This window comes from Acidimicrobiales bacterium, assembly GCA_040219515.1.
Lineage (GTDB): Bacteria > Actinomycetota > Acidimicrobiia > Acidimicrobiales > Aldehydirespiratoraceae > JAJRXC01.
On sequence record JAVJSI010000005.1, the window covers coordinates 345,106 to 367,368 of the forward strand.

Genomic DNA, 22,263 nt, shown 5'->3' on the forward strand with positions numbered 1-22,263 from the left:
GACAGGAAATGCCCGAAACCGTCGCGCTTTCCTCGGGGAAGTTCCATAGTCTCGATTGCCATGAGCACACCCGAGAGCACCGCTCGAATCTCGCGCCGCGTCGGCGCCATCGCCCCCTCCGCAACCCTCGCCGTCTCCAACAAGGCGAAGGCGCTGAAGGCAGCCGGCGAGAACGTCATCGGCTTCGGTGCCGGCGAACCCGACTTCGCCACACCGGACCACATCGTCGAGGCCGCCGTCACCGCGTGCCGCAACCCGGTCAACCACAAGTACTCCGCGGTGGGTGGACTGCCCGACCTGCGTGAGGCACTGGCGGCCAAGACCCTCCGCGACAGCGGGTTCGTCTGCGATGCGGCCGACATCCTCGTCACCAACGGCGGCAAACACGCCGTCTACAACACCTTCGAGGCGCTCCTGAACCCCGGCGACGAGGTCATCCTCCCGGCCCCGTACTGGACCACCTATCCCGAGCCCATCGCCCTCGCCGGCGGGGTCACGGTCCCGGTGCTCACCACCGCACCCAACGGATTTCGGGCCACGGTCGAGCAGCTCGAGGCCGCACGCACCGACAAGACCAAGGCGCTCGTGTTCGTCTCGCCGTCGAACCCGACGGGCGCCGTCTATTCCCTCGACGAGATCGAGGCGATCGGCAAGTGGGCCGCCGAGCACGAGATCTGGGTCATCACCGACGAGATCTACGAGCACCTCGTCTACGGCGACAACGAGTTCCACTCGATGCCCGTCGTCGTGCCCGAGATCCGCGATCGCTGTGTGGTGCTCAACGGCGTGGCCAAGACCTACGCGATGACCGGTTGGCGGGTCGGCTGGATGATCGGCCCGTCCGATCTGATCAAGGCCGCCTCCAACCTCCAGTCGCACTCCACGAGCAACGTCTGCAACGTCGCTCAGGCCGCCGCGCTGGCGGCCGTGTCCGGTCCGCTGGACGCGGTCGTCGAGATGCGGGCCGCGTTCGATCGCCGCCGCCGCACCATGCACACCATGCTGAGCGGCATCGACGGTGTGGTCTGTCCCGAGCCGCAGGGCGCGTTTTACGCGTACCCCGACCTGTCGGGCGTGCTCGGCCGCGCCTACGACGGCGTCACGCCGACCACCACTCTCGAGCTCGCCGACCTGTTGCTCGAGAAGGCGAAGGTGGCCATCGTGCCCGGCGAGGCCTTCGGCGTTGAGGGTGGCGCTCGCCTCTCGTTCGCTCTTGGTGACGACGACCTCGGCGAGGGCGTCGGCCGCATCGTGGAGTTCCTGTCCTGAGCGCCGCATCCGACACGACTCCCTACGGGGCCTGGCCGTCGCCGATCTCGGCAGCGTCGCTCGTCGAGGGCGCGGTCGGGATCAACGAGGTCGCGGCCGACGGCGACGATGTCTGGTGGGCCGAGTCCCGTCCGCAGGAAGCCGGTCGCACCGCGGTCATGCGCAGCCGCGCCGGCACGGTGGAGGAGATCACCCCGGCCGAGGCCAACGTCCGCACCCTCGTGCACGAATACGGCGGTGCGTCGTGGTGGGTGGCCGACGGCGTGTTGTTCTGGGTCGACTTCGCCGACCAGCGGCTGCGGCGCACGGCGGGAGCGCAGACGACCGTGCTCACGCCCGAGCCGCCCACACCCCGTGGCCTGCGCTACGCCGACGGTGTCGTCACCGCCGACGGCGCAACGGTCGTGTGTGTGCGGGAGCGGCACGGCGACGGCGCCGAGCCGGTCAACGAGCTCGTCGCGATCGCGACCGACGGCAGCGAGGCCGCGACCGTGCTCTGGCAGGGGAGCGACTTCGTGTCGTCGCCCCGACTCTCACCCGACGGCGCCATGCTCGCGTTCATCTCCTGGGACCACCCGGCGATGCCGTGGACCCGCACCCGCCTCCATGTGTACGCCGTCGACGGTGCCTCGCTCGGGGCCGAGCTGTTGGTGCTCGGCGGCGAGCGCGCGTTCTGCGAGCCGGGGTGGGACACCGCCGGATCCGATACTGCAGGTTCCGATACCGGCCGCCTGCTGGTCGTGGTCGACGACGACGAATGGTGGAACCTCTACGCCGTCGACATCGGGTCGGGCGCGCTCGAGCCGGTCGTCAGCGGTCGATTCGAGATCGCCATGCCGCCATGGGTCTTCGGTATGAAGCGGTGGGCGGTCGTCGACGGCACCATCGTGGCGGTTGCCGGCCTTCCCACCGGCGACGAGCTGATCGTCGACGGGCGCACCTCCACCACGATCGACAGCAGCATCAACTCGCTCTCCGCGGCCGGCTCGTCCGTCGTCGCCACCGGCGCCGGCTACGACCACGAGGTCGAGGTCGTCTCGATCGACGTCGCCGATGGCGTACCCCGACGACACATCGTGCGGCCCGCCAAGCCGCTCGACTACGACCGCGGGTACCTCGTCGAGCCCGAATGGATCTCGTTCCCGACCGGACCGTCGGGCGAGGCGGTGGCGCACGCGCTCTACTACCCGCCTGCGAACCCCCGCCACGTCGGCCCGGCCGACGAGAAGCCGCCGCTCCTCGTGCTCGCCCACGGTGGGCCGACCACGCAAGCTCGGCGCCGGCTCCAGACCTCGCTGCTGTATTGGACGTCTCGTGGTATCGCCGTGGTCGACGTCGACTATCGCGGCTCGAGCGGTTACGGCCGCACCTATCGCCAGGCCCTCGACGGGCAGTGGGGTGTCAGCGATGTCGAGGACTGTGTCGCCGCTGCGTCCTTCCTGGCCGATCGCGGTGACGTCGACCCCGATCGACTGATGATCCGCGGCGGTAGCGCCGGCGGGTTCACCGTGCTCAGCGCGCTGGCCTTCCACGATGTCTTCGCGGTCGGTGCGAGCCGCTACGGCGTCGCCGATCTCGAAGCCCTCGCGACCGACACCCACAAGTTCGAGTCCCGCTATCTCGACTCGCTCGTCGGCCCGTACCCCGACGCCAAGGCCATCTACCACCAGCGATCGCCGATCCATCACGTCGACCGGCTGCGGGCGCCGATGATCGTGCTCCAGGGCGACGACGACGCGATCGTGCCGCCCAACCAATCGGAGATGATCGTCGATGCGCTCGAAGCGAACGGTGTCGAGGTCGAGTACCGATTGTTCGAGGGCGAGCAGCACGGATTCCGCAAGGCGGAGAACATCGTGACCGCGCTCGAGGCCGAGTTGGCCTTCTTCGGCCGCATTCTCGGCTTCACTCCGGCATAGCCCGTCAGGCGACGCCTACTGTCGGGCGATGACTCGTCACAGGATGCCAGTCGTGTGGAGAGCGCTGGCCGGGTGGATGTTGCTGGTGACGGTGATGGGACCGGCGACGTCCATCGGGACGGCCGAGTCCGCGCGTGCCGCCGAGTCACGGCCACTGTCCGTGCTCGTCACCTCGACAACCGGCACGCCGCTCGCCGGCGCGACCGTCGCGGCCGGTGGTCGGCTCGCGGTGACCGACGGCCAGGGCCGCGCCGCCATCGCCGACGTCGTGCCCGGCACGGTCACGATCTCACATCCACGCGGCGAGCGAGCCGTCGAGTGGGACGGCACGGGCGATCGGCTCCGAGTGATGCTCGGTGGCGCCGTACTCCGGGCGCTCCACGTCGGCGGCGCTCTGCCGGGCTCGGCCCGGTGGCACGAGTTGCTGGCAGTGGCCGACCGCACGGCGCTCAATGCGGTCATGCTCGACATGAAGGACGAGGCCGGCACGGTCTGGCCGACGTGGAGCGGCTCGGCCCCGGCCCGGCCGGGCGCCGGGCGGTGGGATCTCGCCGAGGTCGTCGCCGAGGTCCACGCCAGGGGGCTCGCGCTCATCGTGCGCATCGTCGCCTTCCAGGACCCGCGTTTCGCGCGGCTCGCGCCCGGCGCCGCGGTCTTCGACGCCGCCCGCGGCGCACCGTTCGAGCGCAGGGGACAGGTGTTCCTCGATCCCAGCGATCCCGAGGCCCGACGCTATGTGCGCGAGCTGGCCGAGGCGGCCTGTGCGGCGGGAGTCGACGAGGTGCAACTGGACTACATCCGCTTCCCGGACGGCCTCTCGCCCGACCTCCGCTTCGACCGCGCCGACCCTGGTGATGCCCGGTCCCGGAGCGACACGATCACCGGCTTCATCTCGGAGGTGCGAGAGGAGGTCGGCGCCTGCGTGCTGGCGGCGGACATCTTCGGGTTCGTCACCTCCATCGACGGCGACGGGGGCATCGGGCAGGACATCGAGTCGATGGCCGCGGTCACCGATGTGCTGTCGCCGATGGTCTACCCGGACCACTGGACTCGGGGCTGGTTCGGCTACGACTCGCCCGAGGCGAATCCGGCCGGCGTGGTCACGGCCTCGATGACCAACGCGCTCGTCCGGGCCGGCGACGCCGCGATCATGCGACCGTGGCTGCAGGACTTCGGCTCGTATGGCGCAGCGGAGGTCCGGGCCCAGATCGATGCCGCCGACGCACTCGGCCTCGGCTGGATGCTGTGGAACGCACGCAGCGAATACCACACCGACGCGTTGCCGACCGCCGCGGAGGTGCGAACACCCGACGAGCCGCCTCCGCCCACCGTCGAGTTCCTGCCCCGGTCGGGCTACTGGGACGTCGCCGATCGCAGCACGTTCAGTGGCGATGTCGCCTGGCTCGGCGGCCAGGACATCACCCGGGGCTGTAACCCGCCGTGGCGCGACGAATTCTGTCCGGCGCGGGGCGTGACCCGGGCCGAGGCCGCGGCCTTCCTGGTCCGAGCCCTCGACCTGCCGGCGTCCGACGTCGACCGCTTCGCCGACGACGACGGGAACACTCACGAGGACGACATCGACGCGCTGGCGCTCGCGGGGATCACCCGGGGCTGTTCGTTCACCCGCTTCTGCCCGGACACCGTGCTCACCCGTGAGCAGATGGCGTCGCTGCTCGCCCGCGCCCTCGACCTGCCACGAGGCACCGGCGGGACCTTCGTCGACGACGATGGATCGACGCACGAGGCGGACATCGAACGCATCGCGGCGGTGGGCATCACTCGCGGGTGCGGCGCCGTCACCTACTGCCCGAGCAGTCCTGTCACCCGCGAGCAGATGGCGGCCTTTCTGCACCGGGCTCTCGGCTGATCGTCGGCGAGCCCCTGTCGTTCGGGGCCTCGGTGACGAATAACCCGGCGGCCGGGTTGGCGGCCCACGTCTCGGCCGCAAGGATGGCGCCATGTCTCGCATTCTCGTGACCGAATCCATCGCCGAGTCGGGGCTGGACCTTCTCCGTTCGGCCGGCCACGAGGTCGATGTGCAGCTCGGTCTCGAACCCGACGCCCTGCTCAGCGCCATCGTGGGCGCCCACGGTCTGATCATCCGATCCGCGACGCAGGTCACCGCCGAGGTCATCGCCGCCGCCGACCAGCTACTCGTGGTCGGTCGGGCCGGGATCGGGCTCGACAACGTCGACGTCGCCGCGGCCACCGCAGCGGGTGTGATGGTGGCCAATGCGCCGCAGTCCAACACCATCTCCGCGGCCGAACACACGATGGCCCTCCTGCTGTCACAGGCCCGCAACGTCCCGCAGGCCCACTCGGCCCTCGTGCAGGGCCGGTGGGAACGCTCCAAGTGGGAAGGCGTCGAGCTCGCCGACAAGACGCTCGGCATCGTCGGCCTCGGTCGTATCGGGTCACTCGTGGCCCAACGAGCGGCCGCGTTCGGCATGCGCCTGATCGCCCACGACCCCTTCGTGCTGCCCGAGGCCGCCAAGAAGCTCAACGTCGAACTCGTCGACCTCGAGACGCTCGTCGCCACGGCCGACTTCCTCACCCTCCACCTGGCGAAGACGCCGGAGACCGCCGGGCTCATCGGCAAGGAGCTGCTCTCCAAGGCCAAGCCCAACCTGCGGGTGATCAATGTCGCCCGCGGTGGCATCGTCGACGAGGCTGCGCTCGCCGACGCCGCCCGCGAGGGCACCATCGGTGGCGCTGCGGTCGACGTCTTCGCCACCGAGCCCACCACCGAATCGCCGCTCTTCGACGTGCCCAACATCGTCGTCACGCCCCATCTCGGGGCGAGCACGGCCGAAGCGCAGGACAAGGCCGGTGTCACCATCGCCGAGCAGGTCGCCCTGGCGTTGGCCGGCGAGTTCGTTCCCCATGCGGTCAATGTCGACGCCGCCGAGGTGAGCGAACTCCTCCGCCCGTTCGTGCCGCTGGCCGAGCACCTCGGGGCCATCTTCGGCGGGCTGGTCGAATCGGTCCCCGCCACGATCGACGTCGAACTGCGGGGCGCGATCGCCAAGGACGACACCCGCATCGCCGTGTTGTCCGCAGTGAAGGGGATGCTGTCGGCCCACACCGACGTGCCGGTCAGCTACGTCAACGCGCTCGACATCGCCGCGGAGCGCGGGCTCGAGATCCGTACCATCACCGCCCCGGCGCAGGACCACGTCAATGTGATCCGCATCGCCGGCGGCGGTCACTCGGTCTCGGGACGCCTGTCGGGACTGGACTCGAGCCATCGGATCTCCGAGCTCGATCAGCACGCGCTCGACATCCACCCGAGCCCCCACATGGTGATCATCCGCAACCAGGACGAGCCGGGCATGGTCGGTGTGGTCGGGGCGACGCTCGGCGACGCCGGCATCAACATCTCCAACATGCACATCGGTGAGAGCGGCGACGGCGTCGAAGCACTCATGGTCGTCTGCACCGGTGCGCCGGTGCCCGCTGCGGTGCAGGATGCGCTGCGGGCCAACGAATACGTTCGATTCGTGCGGGCGATCACCGTCAGCTGACCGAGATCGGTACCCTCCACCGCCATGGAGCGGCGAGACGCACTCATCACCGGCGTGGTCCTCGGACTCATGTTCGCGGCCATCGCGACATTGATCGTCATGGCCCGCAGCGACGAGACGGACCGGTTGGCCTTCGATCCGGATGTGTCGTCGACGCCCGACGACCCCACGACTGACGAGCCGACACCCGACGACCCGGCACCCGACGGTGGCGAGTTCGACGCCTTCGTCGACGAGGCGATCGTCTTCGTCGAGGAGACCCGAGGAGGGCGATTCCTCACTCGCCCGATCGTGGTGACGCTCGGCGAGTCGGACTTCGTCGCACGCGTGACCAGCGATCTGGCCGCCGACTTCGCCGAGGCCCCCGACGAGGTCGAGGTGTTCAACGCGACCTACCGGGCGCTGGCGCTGATCGGTCCCGACGAACGGATCGACGAGGTCTACGGACGCTTCGGCGAGGCCGGCATTCTCGGGTTCTACGACCCGACCACCGACGAGCTCGTGGTCCGTCAGCGCGACGAACTCTCTCTGCTGACCAAGTCCACGATCGTGCACGAGCTGACCCACGCCTGGGACGACCAGCACTTCGACCTCGACCGTCCGGAGTACGACGACCGTACCGACGAGATCGGCTGGGGTTTCATCGCGGTCGCCGAAGGCAGCGCGACATGGGTCGAGGCGGAATGGGAAGCGACGCTGGACTCCGCCGACCGGGGCGCACTCCTCCAGGAGGAGCTCGGCTTCAGCGATCCGGGCATCATCGACGAGTTCACGTTGGCGTTCCTGCTCCTCGAGCTCTCCCCCTACGAGTACGGCGAGCCCTTCGTGACCCAGCTCGTGGAGAGCGGTGGGATCACCGCCCTCGACACCGCGCTCACCGAACCGCCGGTCACCAGTGAGCAGGTGATGTCACCCGACCGCTACGACACGCAGGAGGGGCCGATCGACATTCCTGCGCCGCCGGCCGACGGCGAGGTGCTCTACTCCGGGCTCGGCGGTGACGTGGTGATCGAGTCGATCCTCGCCGGCACCGGCGTCGTCCGTGACTTCGAGTGGGGCGGCGACCAGCTCGTGGTGTGGACGGCCGACGGTCAGAGCTGCATCCGCTGGGACATCCAGGCCGAGGACGGCTCGACGGCATCGGTGCGGAGCGCCTTCGAGACCTGGGGATCACGGGTCGGCGACGTAGAGGTGTCCGAGGTCGATTCGCGCACTGTGCGAATCGATCGCTGCGTCTAGCGTTTGGCTCGACGAAATCCGTCGGCTTCGGCGTCGGCCTCGGTCGCGTAGCAGCGTTCGGGCACCGTGCGTTCGTAGGACATGCCGCCGGGAACGTGGAAGATGCCCGAGCCCGCGTTCCCCTTGATCGGGTGGCTGAGCGGGCAGGCGCCGTCGACGGGTTCGACCCACGTGGGTGCCGGTGTCGATGCCACGGTGAGGGTGGCGGGTTCGGTGAACTGGACCATGCCGGTTCGCTTGGTGGCACCGGGTTCGTCGACCAGTGGTTGCCAGGTGGCCTGCCCGGTGACCGCGGGAGACCCCGACCGACGCGCGGCCCGAACGACGCCGACACCGACGGCGACGATCGCGCCGACCTTGCAGATACGCACGAGTCGTTTGACGAGATCCGGCATCGAACTCCCTTTCCGCATGGACACCCGCACCGTACCGGTTCAGAGGTTCAGCGCGTCCAGCCGCTCGAACGTGGTCAGGTCGTTGACCTGCAGCCGGGCCGGGTTCGCACCGCCCAGCCAACCCCACGGAGAGCTCACGGTCCAGAGTTCACCGTCGGGCAGTACGAGCGAACGGCTGATCTGGGGAACGCCGTCGCCGATCGGCCAGCAGGAGACGATGGTGCCGTCGATGGCGAGCCCCGCTCGCGCCGCGTCCTCGGTGACCCACTGCTCCTCGTGGCACTCGAAGCCCGTGGCGGCGGGTGCCTCGCCGTCCTCGCAGTCGAGGATGAGGCCGTAGCCGTCGGCGATCATGTACTCGACCTCGGTCTCGAACCGGCTCTGGTCGGTGGTGGGCAGGTCGTCCTCGGTCACGGTGCGGCACTCGGTCTCGCCGACGGCGATCGTCTCGTCGTTGTGGTCGATGCGGCCGACCTCGGTGATGGTGCCGTTCTCGATGCGCAGCAACACCACGCCGGCCCACTGCTCACCCTGGTCCCAGGTGTCGATCGGGACGACGGCCAGGTTTTCCGGCGCCCACCAGAGGAACGCGTGGGTGTCCCAGCCGACATTGTTCCAGCTGTCGGGGCCGATCCAGGTGGCGATCTCGGCCGGGGCCGCGAGGTCGCTCACGTCGAACAGCGACACCTTGGACCCGGTGACCTGGCCGTTCTGCTCGTCGGCTTCGCTGCCGACACCGATGACGAGCCCATCCCCGATCGGGTGGAGGTAGCTCGAGAAACCGGGGATCTTCAGCTCGCCCACGACCACCGGGTCGGTGGGGTCGCTCAGGTCGACGGTGTAGAGCGGATCGACCTGGCGGAAGGTGACGACATAGCCGATGTCGCCCTGGAAGCGCACGGCCTGCACGGCCTCGCCGTTGCCCATGTCGCCGACCGAGCCGACCTCGACGAGTTCTCCGTCCTGCTCCTCGAGCACTCGCACGAACGACTCCGACGTCTCGTCCCAGTTGTTGCCCGTTGTCGTGACCACCCGGAGATGACCGTCGTACTCACTGAACGAGTAGCTGTCCCGAATGAGACCATCGATCGATCCGCTGGCGGTGTACGCGGCCGACGAGCTCGAGCCGATGTCGAAGCGGTGGATCGAGGTGGTGACGTTCTCGGTGATCTGCTCGCGGGCGGCGTCGAGCGTCTCGAGATCGAACCACGAGGTGGTGGCCACGAAGACCGAGTCGGTCGAGGCATAGACGACCTCGCCGGGGGCGAGGACGGCCGTGGTGCCCGACGGGTCCAGGTCGCCGTCGACGTCGATGGTCAGCACCGAGAGCACCCCGAAACCGGCGAACTCGGTGGGCGCGTGGACCTGCTCACAGGGAACGAGGAGGCCTTCGTCGGTGGCCGATCCGTCGGCGTCGAGCCGCGTGTAGCCGGGCAGCCAGTCGGTGAGCTCGGAGTCGAGCAGCGCCTCGCGGTTGCTCTCCTCGGCGCGTTCCTCGCCGCTCTCGCTCTGCGGGAAGACGAACGGGAACGAGTACTGCGGATTGGCCCGCACGATGATCCGGGCGGTGCCGTCGATGGCCCGGGCGCTGACGTAGTCGCCCTCGGCCGCGAGGGTCTCGAGGATGCGGGGCGTGTCGCCGTCGACGGTGATGCGGGTGATGGTGGTCTGGCTGCGGCCGTAGGACGGGCCGACGATGTCGCTCGCGAAGCTCGCCTCGGCGTCGCCGCCGACCGCGACGCCGTCCTCGACCCAGCCCTGCCGGAGGAGCAGCAGCTCGTCACCGTCGATGAAGAGTTCGGCGCGATCGCCCTCGGGCACGGCGACCGTGCCCACCACGGTGCGGCCGGCGACGTCGACGATCACGAGCTCACCGCTGGCGACGATGTAGATCCGCTCGCCGTCGGTCTTCACGATGTCGGCCTCGTCGACGCCGGTCTCCTGCACGTTGGTGCCGGAGAAGTCGACACCCTCGGCGAGACTCCCGCCAGACGTGTCGGCACCCCCCTCGGCGCCCCCTTCGGGGGCGGCCGTCGTGAGCGGCGCCTCGGGGGCCGACTCTGCGGTGTCGAAATCGGCGGCGTCATCGGTCGCGTCGTCCTCCATGGTCATGACGTCGCCCTCCATGGGCCACCATCCGCCGTACCAGCCCTCGTCGAATCCCCAGGGTCCGACCCGCTCGGCTCCTTCGGCCCGCAGGTGATCGAGGAGGGTGTCGCAGTCGCCGAACCCGGAGAGGGCGCTCGTGAGCGCGATGTCCTCTCCGCCGATGTCGACGACGATCTCGCCGCCGGCTCCGGTGCCGTCGCTGGCGTCGGGGGCATCGGGTGTGGCATCGAGGGGAAGATCGTCGGCCCCACAGGCCGTCGACAGGGCGGCGACGACAGCAAGGGTTGTCAGGAACTTGCGCATGACGATTCTCCGGGTAGGTGCAGGGATCGGGGTTGTCCCCTACGACGCCCCCCACCCCCGAATGGTTCCCGTCGTCACCAGAGTTTCTTCCCCAGTTGGGACACCGGGGTCAGACCCCCGTCCCAACTCGGGTTCAGCGGCTGGCGGGGAGCCAGGGGCGACGGGTCGATTCGTACTCGTCGATGTCGCCGGCGTGGCGCAGGGTGAGGCCGATGTCGTCGAGGCCCTCGAGGAAGCGGTCCTGCGTCGAAGCGTCCATCGGGAAGCTGCTCTCCAGGCCGGCGGCCGGCGCCTCGACCGTCAGGCGTTCGACGTCGACGGTGATCTCCAGCGTCGGGTCGGCTTCGACGGCGCGCATCAGGGCGGCATTGAAGTCGGCTTCGACGGTGACGGGGACGAGCCCGTTCTTCGTGCAGTTGTTGCGGAAGATGTCGGCGAAACGCGGGGAGATCACGGCATCGAAGCCGTACTGCTGGATGGCCCAGACGGCATGTTCGCGAGACGACCCGGTGCCGAAGTTCATGCCCCCGATCAGGATGTTGGCGCCGGCGTACTCCTCCTTGTTGAGCACGAAGTCGCGGTCGTCGCGCCATTCCGAGAAGAGCCCCTTCTCGAAGCCGGTGCGCTCGACCCGCTTGAGCCAATCCGACGGGATGATCTGGTCGGTGTCGACGTCGGTGCGATCGAGCGGCACCGCGGTGCCCGAGACAATGCGTACAGCCTTCATGGTGATGCGAATCCTTCTCCAAATTGAGGCGACTTGACCACCGCAGGGGTGGTGAACCCGCCTCAATTTGGTGGGCTTGGGAGGGTGAGCGGGGCTGGAGGGGAAGGGGGTGGGCTAGGGGAGGTCGGCGGGGGTGGCGAAGGTGCCGGCGATGGCGGTGGCGGCGGCGACGGCGGGAGAGACGAGGTGGGTGCGTCCTCCTCGGCCCTGGCGGCCCTCGAAGTTGCGGTTCGACGTACTGGCCGCCCGCTCGCCAGGCTGGAGCTTGTCGGGGTTCATGGCCAGGCACATCGAGCACCCGGGCTCGCGCCAGTCGAAGCCGGCCGCCCGGAAGATCTCGGGCAGGCCTTCGGCCTCGGCCTGGGCCTTGACCTGGCCGGAGCCGGGCACCACGAGCGTGCGCATGCCGGCTTTCACCTGACGACCCTCGGCGACCTTGGCCGCTTCGCGGAGATCCTCGATGCGGGAGTTCGTGCACGATCCGATGAACACGGTGTCGACAATGACGTCGCGTATCGGCGTGTCGGCGGTGAGGCCCATGTACTCGAGCGCCCGGGCGGCGTTGTCGCGCAGGCCCGGGTCGTCGAACGAGTCAGGTGATGGAATATCGCCGTGCAGTGGCATCACCTGGGCCGGGTTCGTCCCCCAGGAGACGTACGGCGTGATGTCGGCGCCGTCGAGGACGACCTCCTCGTCGAAGGTGGCATCGTCGTCGGTGGGAAGCGTCTTCCAGTCGGCGACGGCGGCGTCCCAGTCGGCTCCCGTGGGGCTGTGTTCGCGACCCTCGAGATAGGCGAACGTGACCTCGTCGGGGGCGATCAGGCCGGCCTTGGCGCCACCCTCGATCGACATGTTGCAGATCGTCATCCGGCCTTCCATCGAGAGGTTGCGGATGACGTCGCCGCGGTACTCGATGATCTTGCCGATGCCGCCGCCGGTGCCGATGCGGCCGATGATCGCGAGGATCACGTCCTTGGCGGTCGAACCGGCGGGCAGCGTGCCGTTGACGGTGACGGCCATGGTGCCGGGCCGCGTCTGGGGCAGGGTCTGGGTGGCGAGCACGTGTTCGACCTCGCTGGTGCCGATGCCGAATGCGATCGAGCCGAACGCCCCGTGGGTGGCGGTGTGGGAGTCGCCGCACACGATGGTCATGCCGGGCTGGGTCAGGCCCTGCTCGGGACCGATCACGTGGACGATGCCCTGCTTCGGGTGACCCATCGGGTAGTTGGTCACACCGAACTCGGCGGTGTTGGCCCGAAGCGTGTCGATCTGCTTGCGGCTGATCTCGTCGGCGATCGGCTGGTCGATGTTCTCCGTGGGGACGTTGTGGTCTTCGGTCGCCACGGTGAGATCGGGCCGGCGCACGCCGCGGCCGCTGATCCGCAGACCGTCGAATGCCTGCGGTGAGGTGACCTCGTGGATCAGGTGGAGGTCGATGTAGAGCAGGTCGGGCGCGCCGCCCATGCCGGCGGCGACGAGGTGCCGATCCCAGATCTTCTCGCTGAGGGTCTTGCCCATGAGATTCCCGATTCGTCGTGACTGGATCTTGACAGTCTCATATATTGATACATACGTTCTGAACTGTGGAACACACGATAAGCGGTGTCGGCGTCATCGACAAGGCCGCGGCGTTACTTTCTGCGGTGGAACGGGGTCCGGTCGCGCTCGCCGGGCTCGTCGAGCGCACGGGCTTCTCCCGTGCGACCGCCCACCGACTCGCCTCCGCGCTGGAGGTCCACGGGCTCTTGCGGCGCGACGGCGAGGGACGGTTCGCGCTCGGGAGTCGGCTGCTCGCCATGGGCCAGGCGGCGGCGAGGGCCTGGCCGATCGCCGAGGCCGCAGCCCCTGCGCTGGCCGAGCTGCGCGACGCCACCGGCGAGTCGGCCCAGATCTACGTGCGCGACGGCGCCGATCGTGTGTGCGTCGCCTCGCTCGAATCGCCCCACGGGCTGCGTACGATCGTGGCGACGGGTGCGGTGCTGCCGCTCGACCGCGGGTCTGGTGGCCGGGTGCTGTCGGGCCAGGTCGATGCGGGTGGCTACGTGGTGTCGGTCGAGGAGCGCCAGGCGGGTGTGGCCTCGGTCAGTGCCCCCGTACGGCATGGGGCGGCGACGATGGCGGCCGTGAGCGTCAGTGGCCCGATCGAACGACTGACCCGTGACCCGGGTCCGGTGTTCGGACCACCGGTGGTCGCCGCCGCCGCTGCGATTGCCCGGGCCGCGGGTCTCGACGGATAGCGTCTCGCCGTGTCCGCCCGCCCGCCAAACGACGACGAGCCCGAACTCGGCCCCGGGTCGATGTGGCTGCTGCGGGTCGGCGCCGTCGTGTTCCTGGCGATCCTCGTCTGGTTCCTGATCGACGCGATCGTGGGCTGATCAGTCGTCGTGCGCGGTGAACTCGCGTTCGCCCGTGAGTGCGCCCTTCACGACCTTGCCGGCCGCGTTGCGCGGCAGCGGTTCGGTGCGGATGTCCCACTGTGTCGGCACCTTGAAGCGGGCGAGACTCTCCGCACACCACGAGTGGAGGTCGGCCTCGTCGAGGCTCTGGCCGGGTGCCGGCACGACGGACGCCGCGACGGCCTGCCCGGTTTGCGGATCGTCGAGGCCGTAGACGGCGGACTCCTGGATACCGGGGTGTTCGTCGAGGCGGTACTCGATCTCGACGGGGTACACGTTCTCGCCGTTGTGCAGGATCATGTCGCGGGCCCGGCTGTCGATGAACAGCAGCCCGTCGACCATCCGGCCGACGTCGCCGGTGTCGAGCCAGAAGCCGTCGTCGATCGTCTCGGCCGTGGCGTCGGGGTTGTCCCAGTAGCCGAGCATCGAATAGGCCGAGCGGACGCACACCCGTCCGTTGATGCCATCGGCGACGGCACGATTGTCATCGTCGCGGATCTCGACCTGCATCGTGGGCAGCACATGGCCGGTCGCCGTGGGCTCGGCAACGTAGTCGTCGCCCCCGAAGGAGGCGACCACGCCCACCGTCTCGCTCGACCCGTAGCCGATGGCGACGTTGGCGGTGGCGTTGGGGAAGGTGTCGCGGACCCGCTGCTGGAGTTCGGGACTGGCCGGCGCGCCACCGAAACCGACGTTGGTCAGCGAGGTGAGGTCGTAGTCGCCGAGTCCGGGATGATCGACCACACGCGGACCCATCGACCCGATGAGCGTCCACGCAGTGATGCGCTCCTTCTCGACGAGCGCGAAGCACTCTTCCTCGTCGAAGCGGCCCTCGCGGAACACGAGGGTGCCACCGACGAACATGTTGATGAGCGTGGATCCCGACAGGCCCGACACGTGGAAGAGCGGGGAGGTCATCAGCACGCGCGGCTTGGCGGCGGAGCGGACGGGCGGGGGGTCACCGGCGGCCTCGGCCTGCGCGGCCGCCATCATCATTTTCAGCGCGCCGTTGAGCATCTGGACCTCCACGAATCCGACCAGCCCGCGATGGCTGACCACGGCGCCCTTGGATCGGCCCGTGGTGCCGCTCGTGAAGAAGATCGAGCAGGCGTCGTCCTCGTCGATGGCGACGGCAGGGAGCTCGTGTTCGCCCGCCTCGCGCTGGAGCCGGTCGCGTTCCGCATCGATGTCGACCATGGGCACGGCGAGATCTGCGGGCACCCGATCGAGGCGCTTGCGGTCGCCGAGGATCAGCGACGGTGTCGTCAGCTCGGTGGCGTGGCGAATCTCGTCGCGCGTCCACCAGCCGTTGTAGAGGCAGACGACCGCGCCCATCGACACGAGGGCGAAGTAGGCGATGACCCAGTCGGGGGAGTTGGCGGCCAGAATCGCCACGCGGTCGCCCTTGCCGATCCCGTGGTCGGCGGCAAGGGCCGCGGCCTCCGCGGCCACGAGGCCGATGAAGTCTTCGTGGGTGATGCGGCGGTCGCCGAGGACCAGGAACTCCGCATCGCCGTGGGCGGCGGACCCCGTGACGAAGTCACGCAGCGAACGCTTGCGATTGACGAGCACGGGGACCTCGTGGCCACGTACGTCCTGGAGCTCGACAGGGAAGAAGCCGTCGGGTCCGGTGAGCTGATCGATGAGGGACTGGCGGGCGTTCACGGTGCTCCTGCGGCATGGCGGACGAGGTCGACGAAGCCGGGTACGAACTGATCGGGACGGGTGACGCAGCCATCGTGGTCGATCGGCGCGGACACCAGCTCGGCGTGGGGGATCAATGCGGCCATCCGGTGCTGGCGGTCGGGTGGGACGATGCCGTCCCGCGACGTGATGAAGATGCCGGTCGGCACATCGACCTCGCCGAGCCACGGGCGACTGTCGAAGTCGGCGATCGCGCCACCGGCCTCGAGCATCATCGGGACCGAGCCCGACCGGACCTCGGCGATGAACCACGGCGGTCGCTCGTTGGGCAGGCTGCCGCCGGCAACCATGGCGCGGGTGAACACGTCGAGCTGACGGCGTCGCGGCATCAGCCTGCTGGCCCGGCCGAGACGCCCGAGGCCGCGCAGCGCGACGCGTTCCTGGGGTCGCCGTGACGAGCGGGCGAAGGTGGCTGCGAGCACCAGGCCCTGTACCCGATCGGGGTGGCGGCGCCACACGAGCTGGCTGACGGGGCCGCCCATCGAGTAGCCGGCGACGACGAAGCTGTCGATGTCGAGGTGGTCGGCGAGCGCCACGACGTCGTCGGCCGCGTCCTCGAGACGGAACGCACGACCGCTGCGGATGCCGCGGCCGTGGCCACGATGGTCGAGGCTCACCACGCGGGCGATGGCCGAGAGTGGCTCGTAGACCCGGTACCAGTTGAGGGCGGAGGTGACCGTCCACCCATGGAGGAGGAACACGACCGGTGCGTCGGGTGTGGGCCCGGCGACCTCACGCACGAACGTGGTGCCCCGACCGGGGAGGACGATGGCGCGACCCGGCGGTAGGGAGGGGCGCCCGATGTGGGGCTCGGCCGGCTCTCGCCCGACGGACTGCGCGGTGGCTGCCACTATTCGATCTCGACGACCTTGACCTTCAGCGTCGCGCCGGTGGGCGCCTCGTACTCGACGGTGTCGCCGATCGTGGCACCGAGCAACGCGCCGCCCATGGGCGAGCCGGGCGAGACGACGGTGACGTCGGCTCGCTGTTCCTCGATCGATCCGACGAGGTACTTCTCGACCTCGTCGTCGCCGTCGAAGACGATCGACACGATGGCGCCGGTGCCGACCGTGTCGCCGCCGCCGGCCCCGTCGACGATGATCGCGTCCTCGAGCACGCGAGCGAGATGGATGATGCGGCCCTCCATCTTGCCCTGCTCCTCCTTGGCGGCGTGATAGTCGCCGTTCTCGGAGAGGTCGCCCAGTTCGCGGGCGGTCTCGATCTTGCGCGCGATGTCGATGCGGCCTCGCGTGGTGAGGTCGTCGTGTTCGGCCTTGAGGCGGTCGTATGCCGCCTGTGAGAGCTGGTGTGGGTCAGCCATCGGCAGAATCTACCGCCAGGATGACGCCGGACGCGAACAGGGCGGAGGCGACACCCGAAGGTGTCGTCCCCGCCCCATCCGGACGATGAACCGTCAGAACGTCGTGATCAGTACAGATCCTCGGTGTTCAGGCGGTGGAGCATCGTCAACGCCTCGGCCCGGGACGTGCTGCCCTCGGGGTCGAACGCATCGTCCGCGTCGGCCAGCCCGGTGGCTCCCATCCACGAGGTGGCTGCGGCGTAGAAGCGATCCGAGTCGACGTCGGCGAAGGAGACGCCGTCGTCGGGAGTCGGCAGCTCTGCCAAGCGGTGCAGAATCGCAGCGAGTTCGCCACGGGTCACCGGTGCGTCGGGATCGAATACGTCACCGTTGCGACCCTCGATCACGCCGGCACCGTAGGCCCAGTCGAGCGCCGTGTCGTAGTACGAGCCCTCGACGATGTCGCCGAACGGGGCGACGGCTTCGGGTTCGGGGAGACACAGCATCCGGTGGACCATGGTCACGAGCTCAGCTCGCGTCATGGCCGAGTCGGGCGCCATCGTGCCGGCGCTGCGCCCGTACACGATCTCGTTGCGGTAGGCCCAGCTCGTCGGGTCGGTGTAGAAGCGGCCGGCCTCGACATCACTGAAGATGGTCGGGGACTCGATCGACCACGTCATCGACAGGCAGGGGCCAGGGGCATAGCCCGCACGGATCGTGAACGGCACGGTCGTGGAAGCGGCTGCGCCGTAGGTGTCCTTACCGGTCACGGTGAAGGAATGATCGCCGTCCTCGAGGTCCTCGGGGAGCGTGACGGTGCCGGTGAAACATCCGTCGGAACCGATCAGCGCGGTGCCGAGATCAGTGCCGTCGTCGAGGGTGAGCTCGACCTCGCTGCCCGCTTCGAAACCACAAGCGGTGATCTCGACGGGGTCGCCGGAGCGGAACTCGTCGTCGTCGTTGGTCGGATCCTCAGGATCGTCGAGGACAGCGGCGGGCGCGTCGGCGGCGATGATCCGGAAGGCGGCCGAGGTGGCGGCGACATACGTGCTGTCGCCGGCCTTGGTGGCCACGACCCGGCAGACGCCGGCGGTGGTCGACGTGATGGAGGTCCCGTTGATGACACACGGGCCGCTGATCACCTCGTAGGTGACGGCGCCGGTGCCGGAGCCACCGGTCGACCCGAGGGTCGCCGACTTGCCGATCGAGAAGCCGCCGGTGACGCCGACGAGCGGAGCCTGACCGGTGCGCGGCGTGGCGGACTTCGGCGCGGAGGCCGCGCCGGTGCCGTTGGCGTTGGTCGCCATCACGTCGAACTGGTACTCGGTGCCGGCGGTGAGGCCGGTGACCGTCGTCGAGGTGCCGGTGCCGACGCCGTCATCGAAGACGGTCCAGTCGACTCCGTTGGTCGAGTAGCGGACGACATAGTCCGTGATCGGCGAGCCGCCGACCCACTCCGGTGCGGTCCAGTCGAGTTCGACCGCATTGATGCCGGAGGTGGCGGTGTCGAGCACCGGGGCGCCCGGCGCCGTTTCGACGTTCATCTGGATCTCGAAGTCGGTGGCGACGGTGACACCGTCGACGGTCATCGAGACCTCGTAGGCCTCGCTGTCGTCGACGACCATGGCCTCGGCCAACGCGTCGTCGACCTCGGCGCGGTAGTTGCCGGTGGCCGATTCGACGTAGAGCGTCGACCAGGTGCCGACGACACGACGGTCGTAGGTCACGCCGTCGAGTTCCCAGCTCCCGGTTTCCGAGTCGGTGATGTCGAACGCCTTGACGTCCTCATCGGGATCGTCGCCGGTGATGGTGCCGGTGATCGGGGTGAAGTCGTCGTCACCCTCGAGGTTGTTGAACACCGCGGCGGCGGGGTCGTCGATCGACGGTGCGTCGTGCACCGGGGTGATCGCGATCTCGAACGTGTCCGTCGCGGTGCCGTCGACCTGGCTGACGGCATCGATGGTCACCGTACGCGTGGGCGTCGGGGCATCGGAGCCGTTCTCATACGTCAGGAGACGGGCGATCTGCTGGACGGCAGCGTCGTTCACCTTCGAGCCGTAGACCCGCACGTTGTCGATGTGGAGGGCGGCACCGGCAGCGTTGCCGCAAGTGGCGTCGTACGTGCCGCTGACGAACACGAACTTGTACGTGCCGTCGGCCGGGATCGTCGTGGCCTTGGTGACCCAGTCCGTGTTGGACGTCGAGTTCGTGTAGGTGTCGAGCACGACGGTCTCATTGCCCGCTTCGTCGATGATGTAGCCGAACACGTGGTACGCGTCGGCGCCGGAGAACGCACGCCAGTCGAAGAAGATCTCATCGCCCGAGGACGCCTCGAACCCGCCGCTGATGGCGGCGGGACCATGGACGACGTCGCAGCTGTTCAGCGTGGTCATACCAGACGAGGAGAGGCGCATGGAATAGGTGCCGGCCGACGCAGTGCTGCTGTCGGACGTCACCGAGAAGGTGCCCGGCCTGGAGGGGAAATCGTTGTCGTTCCCGCCGGAGTTGGCCGGGTAGTCAGCGCTGTCGGGTGAGGTGAAGCCGGCGAGCTCGGTCACACCGAGGTCGACGACGCCTTCGACGAGCGTCCAGCCGTTGGTGCTGCCGCCGTCCGTCTCGAAGCCCGGGTTCTGGAAGTCGGAGGTGAAGTTGATGCGCAGCTTCTGGCCGTTGGTGCCGTTGAAGACGCCGTCGATCGAGGCGATCACGGTGGCGGCCGCGCCGTCGCCGAGATAGATCGACGTGCCGACGACCGAAACGACGCCGTTGGTGACGTCGGGGGTCTCGACGGACTGGAGGGCGAGGATCTCCTCGGCCTGCTGCGAGTCGAGCGAGAAGTCCATGAACTCGCCGTCGTAGGCGTTGCCCCCGTTGATGGTGATCCCGGGCGCCGCCAGGAAGGCGGGGTCCTGCTCGGTGTACTCGTGGTCGGTGAGCCCGCCGATGGTGGTCACGGCCGCAGCCACGCCCTGCCCGGCCAGCATCAGGAGCACGGTGAGAACGAGAATCGCCCTTCCGGCTCGAGGTGTGCGTTTCGATGTCATCTGGATGTCCCTTTCGCCCAGCGCGATTGCCGGTCGGGTCACCGTCGGCACGTCGGGCGGCTCCTTTAGGCAGGAGATCGACCAGGGCCGAAATCCCTCGGGAGCGCGAGGACATCGGTCGTCGGCGGACACTGGAGGTCATCTGCGGCCGGGCACTGCCGCAGGGCGGTTCGCCGGAACGTTCAGGCCATGAGACGTGTGTAGGTCTCGGCGAAGCTCGACGGCGCAAAGAACCAACATTCCACCGCGAGCCTGGTGGTCGTCAGGCCGGGGACGGCAGCGGTGCGATGGACGAAACGGTCGTCGAAGAAGATCGCGTCGCCGGCCCTGAACACGGGGTTCACCACCGGCGTTGTCACGGCGATCTCGTCGACGGTCTCGAAGGGGATGGCGTGGGGCACGATGCCGCCGGTCGTGTCCAGGATCTCTTCGACGCGCCGGGGAATCATCTCCATGCCGGCGCCGCCGGTGTCGCCGCCGCAGTCCGTGAGTGCCACCCAGAGGTTCATCGCCCGCACGTTCTCGCCCATGAAGGCGCCGTCCTGGTGCCACGTCGTGAGCCGTTCCGCCGGCTCGACACTGCGCATGGTCGACTTCTGCAACGAAATGAGTGGCGGCTCGCCGAAGTGTTCGCCGAGCAGGCCGGTCACGCCGGCGCGCGCGAGAGCGCCGAGGTAGCGCTCGGTGGCTCTCGGCGAGTCGGCCAGCCACACACCGCCGATGTCGGCGTTGGACTTGCGCAGTACCGCGTCCATCTTCGAACCGGTGTCGATCGGGCCGAACCAGTCGTGGTCGCAGGCAATTCCGTCGTAGTGGCGGGCCTGCTCGGCCCGGGCCCGGCGCATTGCGTCGATCATCACCGCGACATCGTCGTCGGCCAGGAGGGAGCGCACGATCAGGGCGCCGTGGTGCTGTACGGCCCCACCGAGAATCGAGACGTCGAGCATCGGCCGATCGATCTCGACGAGGCCGCCGCCGATCGCCGGGAACGGGTCGGCGTAGGTCGGCGGCCAGGGCGCGCGGCCGACCCCGGTGTAGTGCTCGGCCGCCCGGATGCGGTCGTCTCGCCGCTCGCTCGGCGGGCGGCCTGCGGCGATCGGTGGAGAGCCCATTGCCGCCCGAGAGTACTGTCCCCTTGCCCCCGCGGCCAGACCGGTGGGCGAGCCCGATTGAGCAGCGCTTCGTCGCGCCGTTACACTCGTCGCATGATGATGCAGACGATCATCGCGATTTCGTAGCGCACGCCGTCGGCGTGCGCATTCGACCGTCCACTTCGGTGGACGGTTTTTCATTTCTCGGTCTCTTCACTCACGAACACACAAGCGAGCACTCATGACACAGCAGGTTGGTCCCCACCGGGTCGGGATCGTCGGCGGCGACGGCATCGGTCCCGAGGTCATCGCCGAGGGCCTGAAGGTGATCGCCGCGGCCGGGATCGATCTCGACACCGTCGACTACGACCTCGGTGGCGACCGCTACCTGAAGGACGGGGTCGTGCTCACCGACGAGATCGTCGCCGAATGGCGCGGCCTCGACGCCATTTACCTCGGCGCTGTCGGCACCCCCGACGTGCCCCCCGGTCTCATCGAGCGCGGGCTGCTCCTCAAGATGCGCTTCGATCTCGACCTCTACATCAACCAGCGGCCGTTCGTTGCTCCTTCGCACGACTTCATCGTCATCCGGGAGAACACCGAGGGCACCTATGCGGGGGAGGGCGGGTTCCTGCGCAAGGGCACGCCCGAGGAGATCGCCACACAGGGATCGGTCAACACCCGCCACGGTGTCGAGCGCTGCATTCGCTACGCGTTCGAGCTGGCGATGACCCGCCGCAAACACCTGACCATGTGTCACAAGACCAACGTGCTCACGTTCGCCGGTGACCTGTGGGAGCGCACCTTCAACGAGGTGGCCGAGGAGTTCCCCGACGTGGACACGGCCTACAACCATGTCGACGCGGCGTGCATCTACTTCGTCGAAGACCCGCAGCGCTACGACGTGATCGTCACCGACAACCTGTTCGGCGACATCCTCACCGATCTGGGTGGTGCCGTGAGCGGCGGCATCGGCTTCGCCAGCTCGGCCAATCTGCACCCGGGTCGGGTCTCGATGTTCGAGCCGGTCCATGGCTCCGCCCCCGACATCGTCGGAACCGGCAAGGCCAACCCCACCGCTGCCGTATTGTCGGGGGCACTGATGCTCGACCATCTGGGAGAGACCGAGGCCGCCGACCGCATTCGGGCGGCCTGCGCCGATCCCGACACGCTGACCGGCTCGACCTCGGAGATCGGCGACCTCATCGCCGGTCGTCTCTGAGGGCGAGGAAACAGGAGACGA

General features: G+C 68.8%; 17 protein-coding genes. 8 read left to right on the forward strand and 9 right to left on the reverse strand.

All coding sequences use genetic code 11. The features are described from left to right. Positions 1–60 precede the first annotated feature (60 nt). The 5 genes from RIB98_04240 to RIB98_04260 all read left to right on the forward strand — a co-directional run bounded on the left by RIB98_04240 (position 61) and on the right by RIB98_04260 (position 7,951). On the forward strand, positions 61–1,269 hold the full coding sequence (locus tag RIB98_04240) for a pyridoxal phosphate-dependent aminotransferase (protein MEQ8840168.1): 1,209 nt from the start codon (positions 61–63) through the stop codon (positions 1,267–1,269). 158 nt (positions 1,270–1,427) lie between these two features. Continuing rightward, a complete protein-coding gene (locus RIB98_04245) occupies positions 1,428–3,188 on the forward strand; it encodes a prolyl oligopeptidase family serine peptidase (GenBank protein MEQ8840169.1) in 1,761 nt (586 codons plus the stop codon). A gap of 28 nt (positions 3,189–3,216) precedes the next feature. Continuing rightward, positions 3,217–5,055: a putative glycoside hydrolase gene (locus tag RIB98_04250; protein ID MEQ8840170.1), complete on the forward strand. Its 1,839-nt coding sequence runs from the start codon at positions 3,217–3,219 to the stop codon at positions 5,053–5,055. 91 nt (positions 5,056–5,146) lie between these two features. Then, positions 5,147–6,712 (forward strand): phosphoglycerate dehydrogenase, encoded by a 1,566-nt coding sequence (gene serA, locus RIB98_04255; protein MEQ8840171.1) that lies wholly within the window; start codon positions 5,147–5,149, stop codon positions 6,710–6,712. A gap of 24 nt (positions 6,713–6,736) precedes the next feature. Next, positions 6,737–7,951 carry a hypothetical protein gene (locus RIB98_04260; protein MEQ8840172.1) on the forward strand — a complete coding sequence of 405 codons (1,215 nt, stop codon included), beginning with the start codon at positions 6,737–6,739 and terminating at the stop codon, positions 7,949–7,951. Here RIB98_04260 and RIB98_04265 read toward each other — a convergent pair. The 4 genes from RIB98_04265 to leuC form a co-directional block, all read right to left on the reverse strand. Then, positions 7,948–8,346 carry a hypothetical protein gene (locus RIB98_04265; protein ID MEQ8840173.1) on the reverse strand — a complete coding sequence of 133 codons (399 nt, stop codon included), beginning with the start codon at positions 8,344–8,346 and terminating at the stop codon, positions 7,948–7,950. The two genes, RIB98_04260 and RIB98_04265, sit on opposite strands and share 4 nt — an antisense overlap. A gap of 39 nt (positions 8,347–8,385) precedes the next feature. After that, on the reverse strand, positions 8,386–10,758 hold the full coding sequence (locus RIB98_04270; GenBank protein MEQ8840174.1) for a beta-propeller domain-containing protein: 2,373 nt from the start codon (positions 10,756–10,758) through the stop codon (positions 8,386–8,388). 133 nt (positions 10,759–10,891) lie between these two features. Further along, complete coding sequence (gene leuD, locus RIB98_04275; GenBank protein MEQ8840175.1) at positions 10,892–11,485, reverse strand: 3-isopropylmalate dehydratase small subunit; 594 nt, start codon at positions 11,483–11,485, stop codon at positions 10,892–10,894. Between the two features lie 114 nt (positions 11,486–11,599). Beyond that, on the reverse strand, positions 11,600–13,003 hold the full coding sequence (gene leuC / locus RIB98_04280) for a 3-isopropylmalate dehydratase large subunit (protein ID MEQ8840176.1): 1,404 nt from the start codon (positions 13,001–13,003) through the stop codon (positions 11,600–11,602). Positions 13,004–13,068: 65 nt separating this feature from the next. On the opposite strand from leuC, the gene RIB98_04285 reads away from it, so the two are divergent. Next, positions 13,069–13,722, forward strand: coding sequence for a helix-turn-helix domain-containing protein (locus tag RIB98_04285; GenBank protein MEQ8840177.1), 654 nt, complete (start codon positions 13,069–13,071; stop codon positions 13,720–13,722). 9 nt (positions 13,723–13,731) lie between these two features. Continuing rightward, positions 13,732–13,860, forward strand: a complete 129-nt coding sequence (locus RIB98_04290; protein MEQ8840178.1) for a hypothetical protein — start codon at positions 13,732–13,734, stop codon at positions 13,858–13,860. On the opposite strand, the gene RIB98_04295 is transcribed toward RIB98_04290, so the two are convergent. The 5 genes from RIB98_04295 to RIB98_04315 form a co-directional block, all read right to left on the reverse strand. Further along, a complete protein-coding gene (locus tag RIB98_04295; GenBank protein ID MEQ8840179.1) occupies positions 13,861–15,546 on the reverse strand; it encodes a class I adenylate-forming enzyme family protein in 1,686 nt (561 codons plus the stop codon). It abuts the gene before it with no gap. Beyond that, positions 15,543–16,436 carry an alpha/beta fold hydrolase gene (locus tag RIB98_04300; GenBank protein MEQ8840180.1) on the reverse strand — a complete coding sequence of 298 codons (894 nt, stop codon included), beginning with the start codon at positions 16,434–16,436 and terminating at the stop codon, positions 15,543–15,545. The genes RIB98_04295 and RIB98_04300 overlap by 4 nt, the downstream gene beginning before the upstream one ends. Beyond that, on the reverse strand, positions 16,436–16,906 hold the full coding sequence (gene greA / locus RIB98_04305) for a transcription elongation factor GreA (GenBank protein MEQ8840181.1): 471 nt from the start codon (positions 16,904–16,906) through the stop codon (positions 16,436–16,438). Before greA ends, RIB98_04300 begins: the two co-directional genes overlap by 1 nt. Positions 16,907–17,013: 107 nt before the next feature. After that, positions 17,014–19,971 carry an S-layer homology domain-containing protein gene (locus RIB98_04310; protein ID MEQ8840182.1) on the reverse strand — a complete coding sequence of 986 codons (2,958 nt, stop codon included), beginning with the start codon at positions 19,969–19,971 and terminating at the stop codon, positions 17,014–17,016. A gap of 140 nt (positions 19,972–20,111) precedes the next feature. Then, complete coding sequence (locus RIB98_04315) at positions 20,112–21,041, reverse strand: phytanoyl-CoA dioxygenase family protein (protein ID MEQ8840183.1); 930 nt, start codon at positions 21,039–21,041, stop codon at positions 20,112–20,114. 220 nt (positions 21,042–21,261) lie between these two features. Between RIB98_04315 and RIB98_04320 the strand changes: the two genes are divergently transcribed. Next, positions 21,262–22,242, forward strand: coding sequence for a 3-isopropylmalate dehydrogenase (locus RIB98_04320; protein ID MEQ8840184.1), 981 nt, complete (start codon positions 21,262–21,264; stop codon positions 22,240–22,242). The last annotated feature ends 21 nt before the right edge of the window (positions 22,243–22,263 follow it).

Bases quoted from the DNA above. Each gene is read 5' to 3' on its own strand.
- RIB98_04240 (MEQ8840168.1), top strand. From the start codon at position 61: ATGAGCACACCCGAGAGCACCGCTCGAATCTCGCGCCGCGTCGGCGCC.
- RIB98_04245 (MEQ8840169.1), top strand. From the start codon at position 1,428: ATGCGCAGCCGCGCCGGCACGGTGGAGGAGATCACCCCGGCCGAGGCC.
- RIB98_04250 (MEQ8840170.1), top strand. From the start codon at position 3,217: ATGACTCGTCACAGGATGCCAGTCGTGTGGAGAGCGCTGGCCGGGTGG.
- serA (MEQ8840171.1), top strand. From the start codon at position 5,147: ATGTCTCGCATTCTCGTGACCGAATCCATCGCCGAGTCGGGGCTGGAC.
- RIB98_04260 (MEQ8840172.1), top strand. From the start codon at position 6,737: ATGGAGCGGCGAGACGCACTCATCACCGGCGTGGTCCTCGGACTCATG.
- RIB98_04265 (MEQ8840173.1), bottom strand. From the start codon at position 8,346: ATGCCGGATCTCGTCAAACGACTCGTGCGTATCTGCAAGGTCGGCGCG.
- RIB98_04270 (MEQ8840174.1), bottom strand. From the start codon at position 10,758: ATGCGCAAGTTCCTGACAACCCTTGCTGTCGTCGCCGCCCTGTCGACG.
- leuD (MEQ8840175.1), bottom strand. From the start codon at position 11,485: ATGAAGGCTGTACGCATTGTCTCGGGCACCGCGGTGCCGCTCGATCGC.
- leuC (MEQ8840176.1), bottom strand. From the start codon at position 13,003: ATGGGCAAGACCCTCAGCGAGAAGATCTGGGATCGGCACCTCGTCGCC.
- greA (MEQ8840181.1), bottom strand. From the start codon at position 16,906: ATGGCTGACCCACACCAGCTCTCACAGGCGGCATACGACCGCCTCAAG.
- RIB98_04315 (MEQ8840183.1), bottom strand. From the start codon at position 21,041: ATGGGCTCTCCACCGATCGCCGCAGGCCGCCCGCCGAGCGAGCGGCGA.
- RIB98_04320 (MEQ8840184.1), top strand. From the start codon at position 21,262: ATGACACAGCAGGTTGGTCCCCACCGGGTCGGGATCGTCGGCGGCGAC.